Source organism: Bacillus siamensis KCTC 13613 (genome assembly GCF_000262045.1).
In the GTDB taxonomy this organism is placed as follows: domain Bacteria; phylum Bacillota; class Bacilli; order Bacillales; family Bacillaceae; genus Bacillus; species Bacillus siamensis.
Genome location: NZ_AJVF01000041.1, coordinates 325203 through 341895 on the forward strand (window position 1 = coordinate 325203; position 16693 = coordinate 341895).

The window sequence follows — 16693 nt, forward strand, 5'->3', positions numbered from 1 at the left end:
GATAAAGCCCAGCTTATCAGGTCTTTTTTGTTTTTTAAGAGCGCATATTTGCAATGGACAAGACATAGGATGTACAAACCCAACGATTGCAAAGGATGATGGCGATGAGTCACAGAGCTGATGAAATTAGAAAAAGACTGGCCAAAAGGAGAAAACCGCGCCCTGAACCAAAACGGACTTTCGTTCAAAATGCCCGACCGCAGAAGCCTCCCGCATGGCAGACGGTCAAGGAGCAGGAAAAGCACAGGCTCCTTCCGGACTATGAATATCAAACGGAACATCCGCCCGAATTTAACGGACGGCATCCATTGATCAACGCTCATTCTATTATTTTGAAATGCCTGCTGGCCGCCTGTCTCGTACTGATTTCCGCTATCGCCTATAAAACTGACAAACTGCCGCTGAGTCAGATTAAACCGGCGATTGCACAAACCTTTCAAAAAGAATTTCAGTTTGCTGCCGTGAATCATTGGTTTGTATCCTCATTCGGAAACCCGCTCGCTTTTCTCACCCCGGGAACGAAAAAGAAGGACGGTCAGGTAGCGGTCAGCCAGGATATGGCAGTTCCTGCCGCGGGGAAAATCCAGCAGAACTTTCAGAATAACGGAGAAGGCGTCGTTGTTGAAACGGCCAGTGAAGCCATTGACAGCGTAAAAGAAGGCTACATTACGGAAGTGAGCAAAGATGAAAAAACAGGGCTGACTGTGAAGGTGCAGCATGCCGACAATACAAGCAGCATTTACGGTCGGCTCAAAGATGTTGACGTATCATTGTATGACTTTGTCGATAAAGGAAAAAAGATCGGTTCGATCAAGCTTAACGATAAAAGTAAAGGACAGTATTATTTCGCGATTCAGGATGGCGATAAATTCATAGATCCGATTCAGGTGATCACATTTGATGAATAAATGGCTCAGCCTTCTCTTCAAAATTCATGTCCATCCTTTTCTTTGGATTATCATGGGGCTTGGTCTTCTGACGGGGCACATTAAAGCGCTGCTGTGTCTTTTGCTGGTCGTATCCGTTCATGAGCTGGGGCATGCTGCTCTGGCTGTGTTTTTTTCGTGGCGCATTAAACGCGTCTTTCTGCTCCCTTTCGGCGGGACGGTTGAGGTGGAGGAGCACGGAAACCGGCCGCTTAAAGAGGAATTCGCGGTCATTCTGGCGGGCCCGCTCCAGCATGTGTGGCTTCAGGCGGCAGCCTGGCTCCTTTTTATGTCCGGCTTTACAAGTCAGCAGACATTTGAGATGTTTACCTTTTATAATCTCTCCATTCTTTTCATCAACCTTTTGCCGATCTGGCCGCTTGACGGCGGAAAGTTTGTGTTTTTATACTTCTCTAAACAAATGGCTTTTCAAAAAGCGCATCTCCTCAGCCTGCAGACATCAGCCGTTTTTGCGCTTTTGCTCTGCTGCTGGATTGTTCTGGCCGTCCCCCTCCAGGTCAGCGCATGGGTGCTGTTCGTCTTTCTCGCCGCTTCTTTATGGGATGAATACCGCAAGCGGCATTATATTCAGCTGAGGTTTCTTTTAGAGAGATATTACGGTAAAAACCGCGATGTCGCCATGCTGCATCCTTTGACTGTCGCAGCCGATGCCAAAGTAAAGCATGTCATGGCCGAATTTAAACGGGGCTGCAAGCATCCCATTATCATTGAAAAAGCCGGCGAGAAGCTCAGCCAGCTTGATGAAAATGAAGTGCTTCATGCATATTTTGCCGATAAACGGACAGATTCCTCCATGGAAGACCTGCTGCTGCCTTACTAGAAATAGATTGACATATCTCTTTAGGTCTGATATATTTTTTAATGTTATGGATATGTAGCACCAATGCTACAACCGCTCGGGACAGGTGATAAGAGCTTTAAAGCCCCCTGTTGCTGGCGAGTCTTAGTCTAATAGGAGGTGCAGAGAATGTACGCAATCATTAAAACAGGCGGAAAACAAATCAAAGTTGAAGAAGGTCAAACTGTTTACATCGAAAAACTTGCTGCTGAAGCAGGTGAAACAGTGACGTTTGAAGACGTATTGTTTGTTGGCGGAGACAGCGTGAAAGTCGGCAACCCAACAGTTGCAGGCGCGACAGTTACAGCTAAAGTTGAAAAACAAGGCCGTGCGAAAAAAATCACTGTTTTCCGTTACAAGGCAAAGAAAAATGTTCATAAAAAACAAGGTCATCGTCAGCCTTATACTAAATTGACAATCGAAAAAATCAACGCGTAAGCATGATTGAGGCAACAATTCGAAGATCCCGAAATGACGGGGGCATTTTGTCCTTTGAAATGACGGGACATGCCGATTTTGCTGAACATGGACGAGATCTCGTTTGCGCCGGGGTTACGGCTGTCGTTTTCGGGGCGGTCAATGCGGTTATCGCGCTGGCTCCTCTCGAACCGATTCTTGATATAGGCGAGGACGGGGGTTATTTCTACTTTGAATTCCCTGAAGCCGCTGATCAGGAAGCTTTGCAAAAAGCGCAGCTGCTGATTGAAGGCATGATTGTTTCTCTTGAAACGATCGAGCGGGATTACAGTGAACACTTACTGTTGACTGCAAACCAAATATAGGAGGTGAGTTACATGCTTAGATTAGATCTTCAGTTTTTCGCTTCTAAAAAAGGTGTAGGTTCTACAAAGAACGGACGTGACTCTGAATCTAAACGTTTAGGCGCTAAACGTGCAGACGGTCAATTCGTAACAGGCGGATCTATCCTTTACCGTCAACGCGGAACGAAAATCTACCCAGGTGAAAACGTGGGCCGCGGAGGAGATGACACTCTTTTTGCTAAAATCGACGGAACTGTTAAATTCGAACGTTTCGGCCGTGACCGCAAAAAAGTGAGCGTATATCCTGTAGCTCAATAATGACACAAAAAACTCCGGTCGTTGACTGGAGTTTTTTTTGCAGTAAGCGGAGTAACATCAAGAATGAAAAGCAGAGGATGCGTGAGTGAACCCCGCCTTGAATGAGGACATCAGCTTCTCATACCCACTGGATATGTTCCCCAAGCAGTGATACCAAAAATGTTTCTGCCTGGCATCCGCAGTGCATGCGATCCGAAAAAGGAACATGATGAACCAGGAAAAACAAGTGTTTTTCTAACAAAGCCTTCTCTGTTATAATTCATAGTACACACTTATCAAGACTCCTAAAAAGAAATTAAACGATTGGGAGTGCGAAAATGAAGGATGTATCGAAGAAACAAGAAGAACCTGTAAGCGATGCGGCTCTGATTAATGAGCTGATCCAATTAATGGGCCATTTCCGTCATGATTGGATGAATAAGCTGCAGCTGATAAAAGGAAACTTAAGTTTGCAGAAGTATGACAGGGTCGTTGAAATAATCGACGAAATGGTCATAGATGCAAAGCACGAGTCAAAGCTCTCAAACCTGAAAACCCCGCACTTGGCGTTTGACTTTCTTACATTTAATTGGAAGTCCCGTTATATGAGGCTCGAATACGAAGTGCTCGGAGAAATTAAAGATTTATCGGCATATGATCAAAAGCTGTCGAACCTGATGAGAAAACTGTTTCATCTGTTCGGTCTGGCGGTAAGCAATGAAAGTGAAAATCATCTGACCGTATCGCTGCAGACGGATCACCCTGACAGACAGCTTATTGTATATCTCGATTTTCATGGAACGATTGCGAATGCAGATGTGTTTGATGAATTTCGCAAATCGCGGTATGAGGACTTTGATGTCATGCAATTTGAGCTGACCGGCCATGAATGTGTGGCCGAAATTGGAATGAACTAGCGGTTTTTTACGGTTTAGAACGGAGGATATTATGTTTGTAGATCAGGTGAAAGTATATGTAAAAGGCGGCGACGGCGGTAACGGAATGGTTGCGTTCCGTCGTGAAAAATATGTGCCGAAAGGCGGTCCTGCCGGCGGTGACGGAGGGAATGGAGGCGACGTCGTCTTTGAGGTTGATGAAGGATTGCGCACGCTTATGGACTTCCGGTACCAGCGCCATTTCAAAGCGATACGCGGCGAGCACGGCATGTCTAAAAACCAGCACGGCAGAAACGCGGACGATATGGTTGTTAAAGTTCCGCCCGGCACAGTCGTTACGGATGACGATACAAAACAGGTCATTGCTGATTTGACTGAACACGGACAGCGCGCCGTCATCGCAAAAGGCGGACGCGGCGGACGCGGGAATACCCGTTTTGCGACACCGGCTAACCCGGCACCGCAGCTGTCAGAGCACGGAGAGCCCGGAAAAGAGCGCTATATCGTACTTGAACTGAAGGTGCTTGCAGATGTAGGTCTCGTCGGCTTCCCGAGCGTCGGAAAATCTACGCTTCTGTCTGTCGTTTCATCGGCAAAGCCGAAAATCGCCGATTATCATTTTACAACGCTTGTTCCGAATCTGGGCATGGTGGAAACGGATGACGGAAGAAGCTTCGTCATGGCGGATCTGCCCGGCCTGATTGAAGGAGCGCACGAAGGAGTCGGCTTAGGCCACCAATTTCTCCGCCATATCGAACGGACGCGCGTCATCGTTCATGTCATTGACATGTCAGCGATGGAAGGCCGTGATCCGTATGAGGATTATGTGACCATTAATCAGGAGCTCAGTGAATACAATCTGCGGCTGACGGAGCGTCCGCAAATTATCGTTGCGAATAAAATGGACATGCCAGAAGCGGCTGAAAATCTTAAAGCGTTTAAAGAAAAGCTTAAGGATGACCATCCTGTCTTCCCGATCAGCGCGGTGACGAGAGAAGGGCTCCGCGATCTTCTGTTTGAAGTCGCCAACCAGCTGGAAACAACGCCTGAATTCCCGCTGTATGATGAAGAAGAATTGGCGGAAAACCGCGTGATGTACACGATGGAAGATGAAGAAATTCCATTTAACATTACCCGTGATCCGGACGGTGCGTTTGTGCTTTCAGGTGACAGTCTGGAACGCCTCTTTAAAATGACTGACTTCTCCCGTGACGAATCCGTCAAGCGTTTTGCAAGACAGATGCGCGGAATGGGCGTTGATGAAGCGCTCAGAGAACGCGGGGCTAAAGATGGCGATATCATCCGGCTTCTGGAATTTGAATTTGAATTTATTGATTAAAAAGACGGAGAGCTTGCGATGCAGGCTCTCTGATGTAAGAGGGAGGGGTGCAGGTGAAAGAAGAGACATTTTATTTAGTGCGTGAAGACGTTCTGCCTGATGCGATGCGGAAAACCCTTGAAGTCAAAAAACTGCTGGACAGAAAAAAGGCTGAATCGGTTGCAGATGCCGTGCAGAAAGTTGATTTAAGCAGAAGCGCTTTTTACAAATACCGAGATGCGGTTTTCCCTTTTTACACGATGGTTAAAGAACAAATAATCACACTTTTCTTTCATTTGGAGGATCGGTCAGGCGCGTTGTCCCAGCTTTTGCAGGCGGTGGCTGACTCAGGAAGCAACGTGCTTTCCATTCACCAGTCGATTCCGCTTCAGGGCAGGGCGAATGTCACGCTCTCAATCAGCACATCCGCAATGGAAGAAAACATTCATACGTTAATGAATAAACTGAGAAAATTTGATTTTATAGAAAAAGTTGAGATCTTAGGGTCAGGCGCGTAAGGAGAGAAGAGAAACATGAGAGTCGGTTATTTAGGGCCAGAAGCCACATTTACACATCTAGCAGTCAGTTCCTGCTTTCAAAACAGCGTGACACAAGCACCTTATCATACAATACCGGCGTGCATGGATGCGGCGGTTGCGGGAGAAGTGGATCTTGCATTTGTTCCTTTGGAAAACGCGCTGGAGGGATCGGTTAACTTAACGATTGACTATTTGATTCATGAGCAGCCTCTTGCGATTGTGGGGGAAATGACGCTGCCGATTTACCAGCATCTGCTCGTTCACCCTTCGAGAGAAAATGAGTGGAAAAAGCTTGAGAAAATTTTTTCTCATTCACATGCGATTGCGCAATGCCACAAATTTCTTCATCGGCATTTTTCGTCTGTTCCTTATGAGTATGCGAAGTCAACAGGTGCGGCTGCTAAGTATGTGAGTGAGCATCCGGAACTTCCGATCGGCGTGATTGCGAATGAAATGGCGGCTGCTACATACGGATTGAGCATCGTGAAACGGGATATTCAGGATTATCAGGATAACCACACGAGATTCGTCATTCTTTCGCCTGAAAAAGACGTCTCATTTGAAGTGAATGCAAAACTGTCATCAAGATCGAAAACGACGATGATGGTGACGCTTCCCCAAGATGACCAATCAGGCGCACTGCACAGGGTGCTGTCCGCTTTTTCATGGAGAAACCTGAATTTATCAAAGATCGAATCGCGCCCGACAAAAACGGGTCTCGGCAACTATTTCTTTATCATTGATATTGAACAGGCGATGGATCAGGTGCTCATTCCCGGAGCCGTTCAAGAGATGGAAGCCCTCGGCTGCCGGGTCAAGCTTCTGGGAACATATCAATCCTATTCGATATAAAAAAAAGCCCTTCTGGGGGCTTTTTTTTAATCTTTTATTAATATACCCGCGGCGTCTAAGGCTTGGCAGGCTTGATCAATCCGTTCTTTCGTCGGTGCGCTTAACGTATGGAGATGCACGCCTCCTGTCAGTTGTGAAAGGTAAGCGGCATTTGTCGAGTTAATGTGATCCATGAATTGTTTAACTTCTTTCCGTGTGCTGACTCTTATGGCAGCGGTTAAATCGCCGTATACGGGGTGTTCAATGATGACGTCCTTTATGGTGACCCCTTCATCGACGATGAGTTCAAGCTCTTCTTCCGTCCGCTCCGGGCCGTGCAGGCAGGCGACAATCCGTTCGGCGTTTTTTTCGCCGCCGGCATTCATGCTGATGTATAAATAGCCTTGGCTCGTTGCGATAATCGGTTCGCTTTTTGCTTTCAAGAGTGATATATCCTGCACGATCACCTGTCTTGAGACATTTGCTTTTTTGGCCAATTCGCCCCCTGTTAATGGTGAGCCGGCTTCTTTCAGCCATTGAAGCAGCATGTCGCGTCTTTTCGCCCCCGTAAGCTTCGTTCCTTCTGTCAAATTGCTGATTCTCCTTTCTTTTGCTCCCATAGCGCCGTAAATGTATGTATCAGCATATCGAGCTGTTCACATGTTGTTTCATTTCCGAATGAGATCCGGAAAAACTGCCGCGCTTCCCGTTCGGTTTTTCTCAGCGCCTTCATAGCTGAAGAAGGGCCGTGACTGCCGGCGGAACATGCGCTCCCGGTTGAGATGCAAATATCATTACGATTACATTCTAACATAACATATTGTCCTTCAAAGGAGTGAAAAAAACACCCGACAATGTGGGGCAGGCATTCACCGCCGGTTTCTTCCTCCGAAAATGTAATAGGGAGGCCCTGAAGCCGAATTTGTTCATGAAAATATTTCTTCAGCTTCTCTGCATGCTCATGGTGTTCCGCCATGTGTTTCACTGCATACTCCGCAGCAGCGGTAAAAGCGCCGATGGCCGGTACATTCACGGTACCGGGCCTGAACCCGTTTTCATGCACGGTATGCGGATAAACCGGCTTCCAGCTGACGCCGGGCCGAATGTAAACAGCCCCAGTGCCTTTCGGGCCGTATACTTTATGACCGGAGACGGAAAGGGCATCGATACCCGTCTGATCTGCATTAATCGGCAGTTTGCCGAAACTTTGAACACAATCGCAATGAAGCAAAATGTTTCGATGGTGAAGAAAAGCGGCCAGGCGATCCACTGGCTGGATGAGACCGATTTCTGAATTGGCGTGCTGTATAGAAACAAGCCCCGTGTCAGGACGGATATGCGCCTCCAATATGTCCTCGGTTATAAGGCCGTTTCTGTCGGGGGAAATGACAGTGACTTCAATTCCCTGATCAGCTAAAAACGCTGCGGCATTATGGATCGAATGGTGTTCCATTGCGGTCGTAATAAAATGTTTTTTGTGAGGGGGAAGACCATGCAGCAATGATTGGACGGCCAGAATGTTCGCTTCCGTGCCGCCGCTTGTAAAATAAATGCCGTCTGCCGCTCCGCCGATCAATTTTCCTGCAGAATGTCTGCAATATTCCAGCACATCCGCCGCTCTCCCTCCGGCATCATGAAGGCTGCTTGCATTTCCGAATACCTCTGTACTGAGATGCTGAAAGACTTCCGCGGCTTTTGGACTTAAAGGCGCTCCCGCCGCATAATCAAGATAAATCATACAGGCCGTCTCCTATCCGTTTATGTTAAAAAAAGCTTGAGTTTATTTTATCCTTGTGTAAATATAGGTGTCAAGACAGGTGTAAATATAACAGGAGGGTGATTATGTCTGGAAAAACAATTATCATCATTGGTTCGGGGACGGCGGCCCTCGCCTGTGCTTCTGCATTTCCTCCGTCATACCAAGTGACCGTCATAACGAAAAGAAACGTAACAAACAGCAATTCGCATTATGCTCAAGGCGGGATTGCTGTTTCATATGCAGAAGATGACTCCATTGACTCCCATGTGAACGATACACTGTATGCGGGCTGCGGCCATAATGACGTGACAGCCGTGCGGGATTTGCTGCAAAGCGGACAAAGCATGATAAACAGGCTGATAGAAAGTCAATTTCCATTTGATACGAAATCAGACGGAACATTTTGTCTCGGCAGGGAAGGCGCTCATTCTAAAAGACGAATTCTGCATGCCGGGGGAGATGCGACCGGGCGGATTTTGGTCGAGTATCTGCTTCGGCAGCTGAGGGACGGCATACGGATCATTGAACACGAAACGGCTGTTGAGCTGCTGATTGAAGATGGACGGTGCGCGGGCGTTGCCGTAAAGGATGCTTCAGGCTCCGTTTCTTACAGAAGAGCGGATTGCGTAGTGCTTGCATCAGGCGGCTGCGGCAGTCTGTATCAGTATCATACAAATGATTCCGCCATAACGGGAGACGGCATCGCTCTTGCCTTACGTGCGGGAGCAGAGATCACGGATATGGAGTTCACCCAGTTTCACCCGACCCTCCTTGTGAAAAACGGGACTGTGTACGGGCTGATTTCTGAAGCTGTGAGAGGGGAAGGCGGATATTTAACGGATCGTTCAGGGCGCAGAATCATGACGGGCAGACACGCGCTTGAAGATTTGGCGCCGAGGGATGTCGTTTCACGGGCGATTTTCGAAGAAATAATGAAAGAAAATCCAGTTTATATGAATTGCAGCCGAATCGCCGATTTTAACAAACGTTTTCCGACCATAACAGAAATTTGTCAAACAGCCGGCGTTGATATTGAAAGCGGGATTCCCGTAGCCCCGGGGATGCATTTTTTAATGGGCGGAGTAAAAACCGATACATGGGGGAAAACGTCTGTGCCTGATCTCTACGCCATAGGCGAGACCGCCTGCACAGGCCTGCACGGGGCAAACCGGCTTGCGAGCAACTCGCTGCTGGAAGCCTTGGCAAGCGGACAAAGGTGTGCGGAACATATCATTCAAACACCGTTAAACGGAAGATATAAAAAAGCTTCGAAAAAATCTGACGTCATCTTACAAGTGCCGGATACAACGCTTCACATGCTCCAAGCCAAAATGACAGCCGGAGCGGGCATCGTCAGAGATAAAGAAAACATGCAGGCGCTGGCATTCTGGCTTAACAAAGTACCTGTTCATCATATGAATGTGAAGGATATCACAACGGAACAAGCCGAGCTGTCCTGCTTATGGCAGACCGCACAACTCGCCGTATCTTCTGCTCTTATCCGGGAGGAAAGCAGAGGCGCCCATTTTCGCGCTGATTTTCCCGGGACAGAGAAAGAGTGGCATGGAAAACAAATCATTCATTCAACATCAGGAACAGTTATCAGAAAAAACGAAGGGATTGGAGAAATATGGACATTCTGCAGCTGAAGCAAATGCTGACACATTTTTTTCAGGAAGATATCGGAACGGGTGACGTAACGTCACAAGCAATTTTTTCGGATCAGCAATGTAAGGCGGAGATTATCGCAAAAACAGACGGTGTGTTTGCCGGAGAAGCCGTTATCCGTGAAGGGTGGAAGCTTTTAAACAACGATATCCGCGTCCGCTCTCTGAAAAAAGACGGAGAACGGATGAAAAAAGGGGACGTGCTTGCTGAAATGGAAGGCCCGGCGGCGGCTCTTCTAACGGGGGAGCGTGTGATCCTGAATCTTATCCAAAGAATGTCAGGCATTGCGACAATGACGGATGAGGCCAAAAGGCGTCTTGATGATTCGTCCATTAAGCTTTGTGATACGAGAAAAACGACACCGGGGCTCAGAATGCTGGAAAAATACGCCGTCCGGATCGGCGGCGGCTGTAATCACCGCTTCGGCCTATATGACGGCATCATGATTAAAGATAATCATATTGCCGCCTGCGGATCGATAAAGGCGGCCATGGAGCGGGCGAGAAAAGCTGCGGGGCAGATGCTTGCGGCAGAAGTCGAAATCGAATCCGAACAGCAGTTGCTCGAGGCAATAGAAGCGGGTGCAGACGTTATTATGTTTGACAACTGTCCGCCCGAGTCCGTCCGGCGTTTTGCTGCCATGACACCGGCCCATATCAAAACGGAAGCATCCGGAGGCATAACGCTCGACACATTGCCTGCTTATAGAGGAACAGGCGTACAATATATTTCACTCGGATTTCTGACTCATTCAGTAAAAAGCGCCGATATCAGCATGGATGTTGCGGCGGAACAGGGGGATTTTTCATAATGTCTATCTTTGACGTGTTAACTGCATCAGCTGACATGATGCCGAGCCATTATAAAAACTTGAGTACCGAAGAAATGGAGGAGCGGGTCGCCGCGATTAAACGGTCCTTCGGGAAACGTCTGTTCATCCCGGGACATCACTATCAAAAAGATGAAGTGATACAATTTGCCGATACTGCCGGTGACTCCCTGCAGCTTGCCCAAGCAGCCGAAAAAAATAAAGATGCGGAATATATTGTGTTTTGCGGCGTGCATTTTATGGCGGAAACGGCTGATATGCTGACTGATGATAACCAAACCGTCATTTTGCCCGACATGCGCGCCGGCTGTTCGATGGCTGATATGGCTGATATACAGCAGACGGATAAAGCATGGCAAGAGCTTCAAGAGCTGTACGGTAACACCATCATTCCGTTAACATATGTTAACTCGACGGCGGAAATTAAAGCATTCGTCGGGCGGCACGGCGGAGCAACCGTCACTTCTTCGAATGCCCGGAGCGTGCTGGAATGGGCCTTTAAACAAAAGGAAAGAATTTTATTTTTGCCGGATCAGCATTTAGGCAGAAATACAGCATATGACCTCGGCATTCCGCTGACAGAAATGGCTGTATGGGATCCGGCTCAGAACCGATTGCTTACAGACCACCCGGAAAACATTAAGATCATTCTTTGGAAAGGACATTGCTCCGTACACGAAAAATTCACAGCGGAAAATATTTCTCAGCTGCGGCAGCGGGATTCTGACATCCGTATTATCGTTCACCCGGAATGTTCGCGGGAAGTGGTCTCACTAAGTGATGACAGCGGATCTACCAAATACATTATTGATACGATTGAACAGGCTGAGCCGGGAAGCAAGTGGGCTGTCGGCACGGAAATGAATCTTGTGCAGCGCCTCATTCAATCGCACCCGGATAAACAGATTGAATCACTGAATCCGGATATGTGTCCGTGTCTGACAATGAACAGAATCGACCTTCCGCATTTATTGTGGTCGCTTGAGCAGCTTGAAAAAGGTGAGCCGAAGGGTGTCATTAAGGTTCCGGAAGCGGTTCGGACAGAAGCGCTTCGTGCGTTGAACAGAATGCTGAGCCATACGTAAAAATAAAAAACTCCCCTCCTTTCCAAATTTTTTATCATCATGCCCAGCTCGCCTGCATATAGTGTGAAGAAACGTATTGTAATGACAAATGTACCGTTCACGTTTTGTGCATAGGAGGGGAAAACGTTGAAAATTCATATCGTTCAAAAAGGCGATTCGCTCTGGAAAATAGCTGAAAAATACGGAGTTGATTTTGAAGAATTAAAGAAATTGAATAATCAGCTGAGCAATCCAGACTTAATTATGCCTGGAATGAAGATAAAGGTGCCTTCAGAAGCCGTTCCGGTCAGAAAAGAACCAAAGGCAAACTTCGGAACGTCTGCGCATAAGCATGAGCATCCATATGCCAAAGAAAAACCGAAATCAGTTGTGGATATCGAAGACACCATACCGGAAGAACCAAAGCCGTCAATTCCGTATGTGCCGCCGATCTCTGAAAAGCATGAAAATGTGCTGCCGGAAGCTGATATGAATCAGTATTATCCGACCAATCAGCTGTTTCAGCCGTGGTCGCCTCCTAAGCCGGAGGAACCGGTGACACATTTTGTCGAGCCGAAAGAAAAAGAGCATGACAATAACATTCCACAACAGGAGGAAATGATCAACATGGAAAACGCGAATTACCCGAATATGCCAAAGGCGCCTGAAGCCGGAAAGATGGAAGAAGAAAACGCAGCTTATCATCTGCCGAACATGCCAAACATCCCGAATGTCCCATTTCCGAATATGCCGGCCGTTGAACCGCCTTTTATGCATTATCCGATTCCGTGCATGCCTTGTCCTTGTCCGGTTCCGGTGACACCGATGCTGCCGGGTTCGGGATTATGCCATCCGTGCTTCCCGGTAGGCGGAGGTTTCGGCGGTTTTGGAGGAGGTTATGGAGGCTTTCCGGTAATGCCGATGCCGTTACCGTACGGATTCCATCATCACGGATTCCATCATCCGGGATTTGGGCCGCAAGCGGGTTACGGTGAATATGAAAACGAGGCCCATGAAAATGCAGAGCATTTTGATGGTTTTACATCTGGTTTCGGCGGTGCTCCATACGGACATATGCCGTATTACGGCGGCTATTCATCACATTACGCAAACGAGCCGCATCACGATGGAAAATTTAAGGACGATGATTGCGGCTGCAATGATTCGCATCATCACCATCATCACCACCACGGTTCACATCATCATGGTTCACATCACCATCACGCCAATATGCCTGTGCAGCCATATCCGAATATGGGCGCAAATGCCGGATATTTTATGCCTTACGGCGGAGCAAATCCCAATGCCGCGCCGAATCAGCCGAGTCCAAATCAAGTATTCGGACGGCCGGAGGAAGATGAAGACTAATGTATCGGGACGATGTATGTCGTTCCTTTTTTTATGTCCGAAGAAGAATGGACATAACTGACAAGCTTAAACCCGCCGCCGGCCGCACATCCTAAACATGAGCGGAAAACGCTCACACAGCGATGAATCCACGGGGGGTTTTTCCATTGGGCAAAAAACTGATGACAATCGCAGGCGTTTTAGCCGTGACTGCAAGTTTAACGGCATGCGGAGCAAATAATGCCATGAATGACGGACGCTACAATCAGACAACACGTCCGGTCGGGTATTATTCAAATGACAATGATAACGGCAGACGCCAGTACGGAATGGACCATCAAGGACCTGTTTCCGAAATGATGGAAAACCGAAACGGCCGCCGGGATACGACAAACGTGTCTTACCGAAATGCGCCGAATAACGGGGTTCCGTTAACAACTGACGGCACATATAACGGCCGCAACGCCAATACGCCGCCGGCCGCTATGTCTTATAATGGGTATGACAATGCCGAAAACATCAGAATGGCGGCAAAAATTGCAAACCGTGTGAAAAAAGTAAAAGGCGTACAGGATAGTCAGGTCGTCGTGACTGACACGAGAGTCGTCATTGCCGTCAGAACAAATCATCCTTTTACGAAAAATGATGATAAACATGTCAAACATGCAGCCAAAAAGTTCGCGGACGGCCGCGCAATTCAAGTATTTACTGATAACGCCACTTTTACAAAGCTTCAAGACATGAACAAAAACAGCCGTTAGACGGGACTGCCGGATGATTTCATCCGGCAGTATTTTTTTCATCATTTCTTTACATATTCTTAAAACGCTCTTTATATTGCGCTGTTAACATAAAAGCAAAATAAAATGTAACGGAGGAGCCGGGATGAAAAAAACGGAGCGCGACAAAAGCTGCGGGACAAAAACTGTGTATTTGACTGTAAGAGGATACCGACTCAAACTGACGCCCGGACAGATGAAACTGATATCAGCCTGCCGGGCATAATAAAGCGGGGCAGCCTTCATAAGAGGGCTGCTTTTTTTTCGGCGAAACCGTCAAAAGAAAGAAAACGGTTAAGCACCGGCATCTTTGGTCAAACTAGCATCAAGAGTTTGATTGAATAAAGAGGTGTTATTGGTGAAACGAATTTGCGGTGGGCGTCTTTTATTTATGCTTATCTTATCAGCTGCAGTCCTGATTTGCGGAGGAAACAGTGCATACGGGGCAGAGGTCGAGCATTACGGGCCGCTTCGGGTGCACGTCCAGCTGGAAAAGGTTTATCTTGACGGTGATGTCGGCATCGAACATACGGATGAAACCGTTTTGGCGATGGAAGACTTTTGGGCCGCATACGCCGGCTGGACGCTCGTTGAGCAGAAAAAAGGTTTCGTCCTTTTCCGTAAGCATGTTGATGATATTTCTCCGCTCAGTAAGGTAAACGGTTATATCGGTGTCACGGACGGAGGGGTGATTTCCACTTTTCACGGCCGTCCCGGATCGCTGTCGGAGCCGATCCAGTCTTTCTTTCAAATTGATTTAGAGCGGTTGGAAAGCCGATTGCAAAAGCATTTGGAGCATGGTATACCGTACAGGACAAAAGCGGAGTTTGAGAGCGTGATCGATCATATTAAGACTTACAGCGGCTGACTTTGACGCAAGACATGTGACACATGTCTTTTTTTTCTGAACGGAAGGTGGCAAAGCGAACATACGTTAACTTTTCTATAAGACTTTGGCTGTTTTTGTGTTACAATGATAAGCAGTCAAAGAGGTGAATAGGTGTGATTGAATTCGTGAAGGGGACGATTGATTACGTATCTCCCCAATACATCGTGATTGAAAACGGCGGAATCGGCTATCAGGTCTTCACTCCGAATCCGTTTATTTATAAGGTAAGCAATCAAGAGACCATTTTTACGTATCATCATATAAAAGAAGACGCCTTTTCTCTGTACGGCTTTTCAACCAGGGAAGAAAAAGCGCTTTTCACAAAGCTGCTGAACGTCACCGGCATCGGGCCGAAAGGGGCGCTCGCCATTCTCGGTTCCGGTGATCCGGGAGCCGTCATCGAAGCGATTGAACAGGAAGATGAAGCCTTTTTGGTGAAATTTCCGGGTGTGGGCAAAAAGACGGCGCGGCAGATTATTCTTGATTTAAAAGGCAAACTGGCCGATGTCGTGCCTGAAATGATTGACAACCTGTTCAATCATGAAGCGCGCATTGAAAAACAAGAGGCTGAAACGGCGCTTGACGAGGCCCTTGAAGCGCTCAGGGTTCTCGGCTACGCCGAAAAAGAAATTAAAAAAGTGCTTCCTCACTTAAAAGAGGAAACGGCGCTTTCAACAGATCAATATGTGAAAAAAGCATTGCAAAAATTATTAAAGTAAGGTGATGTTCATGGATGAACGGCTCGTTTCAAGTGAAGCAGACAGCCATGAATCAATAATCGAGCAAAGCCTCAGGCCGCAGAATCTCGCCCAGTACATCGGCCAAAAGAAGGTGAAAGAAAATCTGCGCGTCTTTATCGATGCGGCGAAAATGAGGCAGGAAACGCTTGACCACGTTCTTTTATACGGGCCTCCGGGTCTCGGAAAAACAACGCTTGCGTCGATCGTGGCCAATGAGATGGGTGTGGAGATGCGGACAACGTCAGGGCCGGCCATTGAAAGGCCGGGAGACTTGGCAGCCATTCTGACGGCGCTCGAACCCGGTGATGTGCTGTTTATAGACGAAATTCACAGGCTGAACCGTTCAATTGAAGAAGTGCTGTACCCGGCGATGGAGGATTTCTGCCTTGATATCGTCATTGGTAAAGGCCCGTCCGCCCGCTCCGTCCGTCTTGACCTTCCGCCTTTTACGCTGGTAGGAGCGACGACCAGGGTGGGATTATTGACCGCACCGCTCAGAGACCGGTTCGGGGTGCTGTCGCGCCTTGAATACTATACGCAGGAAGAGCTGACAGATATCGTGTCACGAACGGCTGAAGTATTTGAAGTGGATATCGAAGAAGCGCCGGCTCTGGAAATCGCCAGACGGTCAAGGGGAACGCCGCGGGTTGCAAACCGGCTTCTCAGAAGAGTGAGAGATTTTGCCCAGGTGCTCGGCGACAGCCGCATCACTGAAGAAATCGCTCACGACGCGCTCGAACGTCTTCAAGTCGATGCGCTCGGCCTTGATCATATTGACCATAAGCTGCTGATAGGCATGATTGAAAAATTCAGCGGCGGTCCGGTCGGCCTTGATACGATTTCCGCGACAATCGGCGAAGAACCGCATACAATAGAGGATGTGTACGAACCGTATCTGCTGCAGATCGGATTTCTTCAGAGAACGCCGAGGGGACGGGTCGTGACCCCGGCTGTATATGAGCATTTTCGATTGGAGGCGCCTGCCTGTGACTGATTTTCCGAAGGTTCTCATGGTTCTCGGTGCTGTTTTGCTTATTGCCGGCGCAGTCTGGCACTTTGTCGGACGGCTGCCCGGAGATATTTTCGTTAAAAAGGGAAATGTCACATTTTTCTTTCCCGTTGTTACTTGTATTGTAATCAGTGTGATACTATCCATCCTGCTCAATTTTTTCGGCAGAATGAAATAACAAT

The 16693-nt window shown here is 47.8% G+C and carries 21 protein-coding genes and 1 other annotated feature; of the genes, 19 read left to right on the forward strand and 2 right to left on the reverse strand.

Features of this window, described 5'->3' with window-relative positions; all coding sequences use genetic code 11:
- Nucleotides 1-104 precede the first annotated feature (104 nt).
- The 9 genes from Y79_RS0117155 to pheA all read left to right on the forward strand — a co-directional run bounded on the left by Y79_RS0117155 (nucleotide 105) and on the right by pheA (nucleotide 6448).
- A complete protein-coding gene (locus tag Y79_RS0117155; RefSeq protein ID WP_016938785.1) occupies nucleotides 105-908 on the forward strand; it encodes a M23 family metallopeptidase in 804 nt (267 codons plus the stop codon).
- Nucleotides 901-1767 carry a M50 family metallopeptidase gene (locus tag Y79_RS0117160; RefSeq protein WP_016938786.1) on the forward strand — a complete coding sequence of 289 codons (867 nt, stop codon included), beginning with the start codon at nucleotides 901-903 and terminating at the stop codon, nucleotides 1765-1767. The genes Y79_RS0117155 and Y79_RS0117160 overlap by 8 nt, the downstream gene beginning before the upstream one ends.
- Before the next feature lie 60 nt (nucleotides 1768-1827).
- Nucleotides 1828-1901: a sequence feature (ribosomal protein L21 leader region), on the forward strand.
- Between the two features lie 13 nt (nucleotides 1902-1914).
- On the forward strand, nucleotides 1915-2223 hold the full coding sequence (rplU, locus tag Y79_RS0117165; RefSeq protein WP_016938787.1) for a 50S ribosomal protein L21: 309 nt from the start codon (nucleotides 1915-1917) through the stop codon (nucleotides 2221-2223).
- A 2-nt stretch (nucleotides 2224-2225) separates the two neighbouring features.
- The gene (locus Y79_RS0117170; RefSeq protein WP_032864865.1) at nucleotides 2226-2567 is read left to right on the forward strand and encodes a ribosomal-processing cysteine protease Prp; all 342 of its coding nucleotides are present in this window, start codon (nucleotides 2226-2228) and stop codon (nucleotides 2565-2567) included.
- Nucleotides 2568-2579: 12 nt separating this feature from the next.
- On the forward strand, nucleotides 2580-2864 hold the full coding sequence (rpmA, locus tag Y79_RS0117175) for a 50S ribosomal protein L27 (RefSeq protein ID WP_003152662.1): 285 nt from the start codon (nucleotides 2580-2582) through the stop codon (nucleotides 2862-2864).
- Between the two features lie 317 nt (nucleotides 2865-3181).
- Nucleotides 3182-3760 carry a sporulation initiation phosphotransferase B gene (locus Y79_RS0117180; protein ID WP_003152664.1) on the forward strand — a complete coding sequence of 193 codons (579 nt, stop codon included), beginning with the start codon at nucleotides 3182-3184 and terminating at the stop codon, nucleotides 3758-3760.
- Between the two features lie 31 nt (nucleotides 3761-3791).
- Nucleotides 3792-5078 carry a GTPase ObgE gene (gene obgE, locus Y79_RS0117185; RefSeq protein WP_016938789.1) on the forward strand — a complete coding sequence of 429 codons (1287 nt, stop codon included), beginning with the start codon at nucleotides 3792-3794 and terminating at the stop codon, nucleotides 5076-5078.
- Between the two features lie 53 nt (nucleotides 5079-5131).
- On the forward strand, nucleotides 5132-5575 hold the full coding sequence (thrR, locus tag Y79_RS0117190; RefSeq protein ID WP_016938790.1) for a transcriptional regulator ThrR: 444 nt from the start codon (nucleotides 5132-5134) through the stop codon (nucleotides 5573-5575).
- Between the two features lie 15 nt (nucleotides 5576-5590).
- The gene (gene pheA, locus Y79_RS0117195; protein WP_016938791.1) at nucleotides 5591-6448 is read left to right on the forward strand and encodes a prephenate dehydratase; all 858 of its coding nucleotides are present in this window, start codon (nucleotides 5591-5593) and stop codon (nucleotides 6446-6448) included.
- 26 nt (nucleotides 6449-6474) lie between these two features.
- Here pheA and Y79_RS0117200 read toward each other — a convergent pair whose 3' ends face one another.
- Complete coding sequence (locus Y79_RS0117200; RefSeq protein ID WP_016938792.1) at nucleotides 6475-7017, reverse strand: transcription repressor NadR; 543 nt, start codon at nucleotides 7015-7017, stop codon at nucleotides 6475-6477.
- Nucleotides 7014-8165, reverse strand: coding sequence for an IscS subfamily cysteine desulfurase (locus Y79_RS0117205; protein WP_016938793.1), 1152 nt, complete (start codon nucleotides 8163-8165; stop codon nucleotides 7014-7016). Before Y79_RS0117205 ends, Y79_RS0117200 begins: the two co-directional genes overlap by 4 nt.
- A gap of 104 nt (nucleotides 8166-8269) precedes the next feature.
- On the opposite strand from Y79_RS0117205, the gene nadB reads away from it, so the two are divergent.
- From nadB to Y79_RS0117260, 10 genes are all read left to right on the forward strand, one after another.
- Nucleotides 8270-9835: an L-aspartate oxidase gene (nadB, locus tag Y79_RS0117210; RefSeq protein ID WP_016938794.1), complete on the forward strand. Its 1566-nt coding sequence runs from the start codon at nucleotides 8270-8272 to the stop codon at nucleotides 9833-9835.
- On the forward strand, nucleotides 9817-10665 hold the full coding sequence (nadC, locus tag Y79_RS0117215; protein ID WP_016938795.1) for a carboxylating nicotinate-nucleotide diphosphorylase: 849 nt from the start codon (nucleotides 9817-9819) through the stop codon (nucleotides 10663-10665). Before nadB ends, nadC begins: the two co-directional genes overlap by 19 nt.
- Nucleotides 10665-11768, forward strand: a complete 1104-nt coding sequence (gene nadA, locus Y79_RS0117220; protein ID WP_016938796.1) for a quinolinate synthase NadA — start codon at nucleotides 10665-10667, stop codon at nucleotides 11766-11768. The genes nadC and nadA overlap by 1 nt, the downstream gene beginning before the upstream one ends.
- A 126-nt stretch (nucleotides 11769-11894) precedes the next feature.
- The gene (gene safA, locus Y79_RS0117225) at nucleotides 11895-13115 is read left to right on the forward strand and encodes a SafA/ExsA family spore coat assembly protein (protein WP_016938797.1); all 1221 of its coding nucleotides are present in this window, start codon (nucleotides 11895-11897) and stop codon (nucleotides 13113-13115) included.
- A gap of 146 nt (nucleotides 13116-13261) precedes the next feature.
- A complete protein-coding gene (locus tag Y79_RS0117235; RefSeq protein ID WP_016938799.1) occupies nucleotides 13262-13855 on the forward strand; it encodes a YhcN/YlaJ family sporulation lipoprotein in 594 nt (197 codons plus the stop codon).
- Between the two features lie 124 nt (nucleotides 13856-13979).
- Entirely contained in the window at nucleotides 13980-14099 is a 120-nt protein-coding gene (locus Y79_RS1000000121805) for a hypothetical protein (protein ID WP_016938800.1), read from the forward strand.
- A 165-nt stretch (nucleotides 14100-14264) separates the two neighbouring features.
- Nucleotides 14265-14741 carry an intercompartmental signaling factor BofC gene (locus Y79_RS0117245; RefSeq protein ID WP_032864880.1) on the forward strand — a complete coding sequence of 159 codons (477 nt, stop codon included), beginning with the start codon at nucleotides 14265-14267 and terminating at the stop codon, nucleotides 14739-14741.
- A gap of 134 nt (nucleotides 14742-14875) precedes the next feature.
- Entirely contained in the window at nucleotides 14876-15481 is a 606-nt protein-coding gene (gene ruvA / locus Y79_RS0117250) for a Holliday junction branch migration protein RuvA (RefSeq protein ID WP_003152683.1), read from the forward strand.
- Nucleotides 15482-15491: 10 nt separating this feature from the next.
- The gene (gene ruvB, locus Y79_RS0117255) at nucleotides 15492-16496 is read left to right on the forward strand and encodes a Holliday junction branch migration DNA helicase RuvB (protein ID WP_016938802.1); all 1005 of its coding nucleotides are present in this window, start codon (nucleotides 15492-15494) and stop codon (nucleotides 16494-16496) included.
- Entirely contained in the window at nucleotides 16489-16689 is a 201-nt protein-coding gene (locus Y79_RS0117260; RefSeq protein ID WP_003152687.1) for a DUF2905 domain-containing protein, read from the forward strand. Before ruvB ends, Y79_RS0117260 begins: the two co-directional genes overlap by 8 nt.
- The last annotated feature ends 4 nt before the right edge of the window (nucleotides 16690-16693 follow it).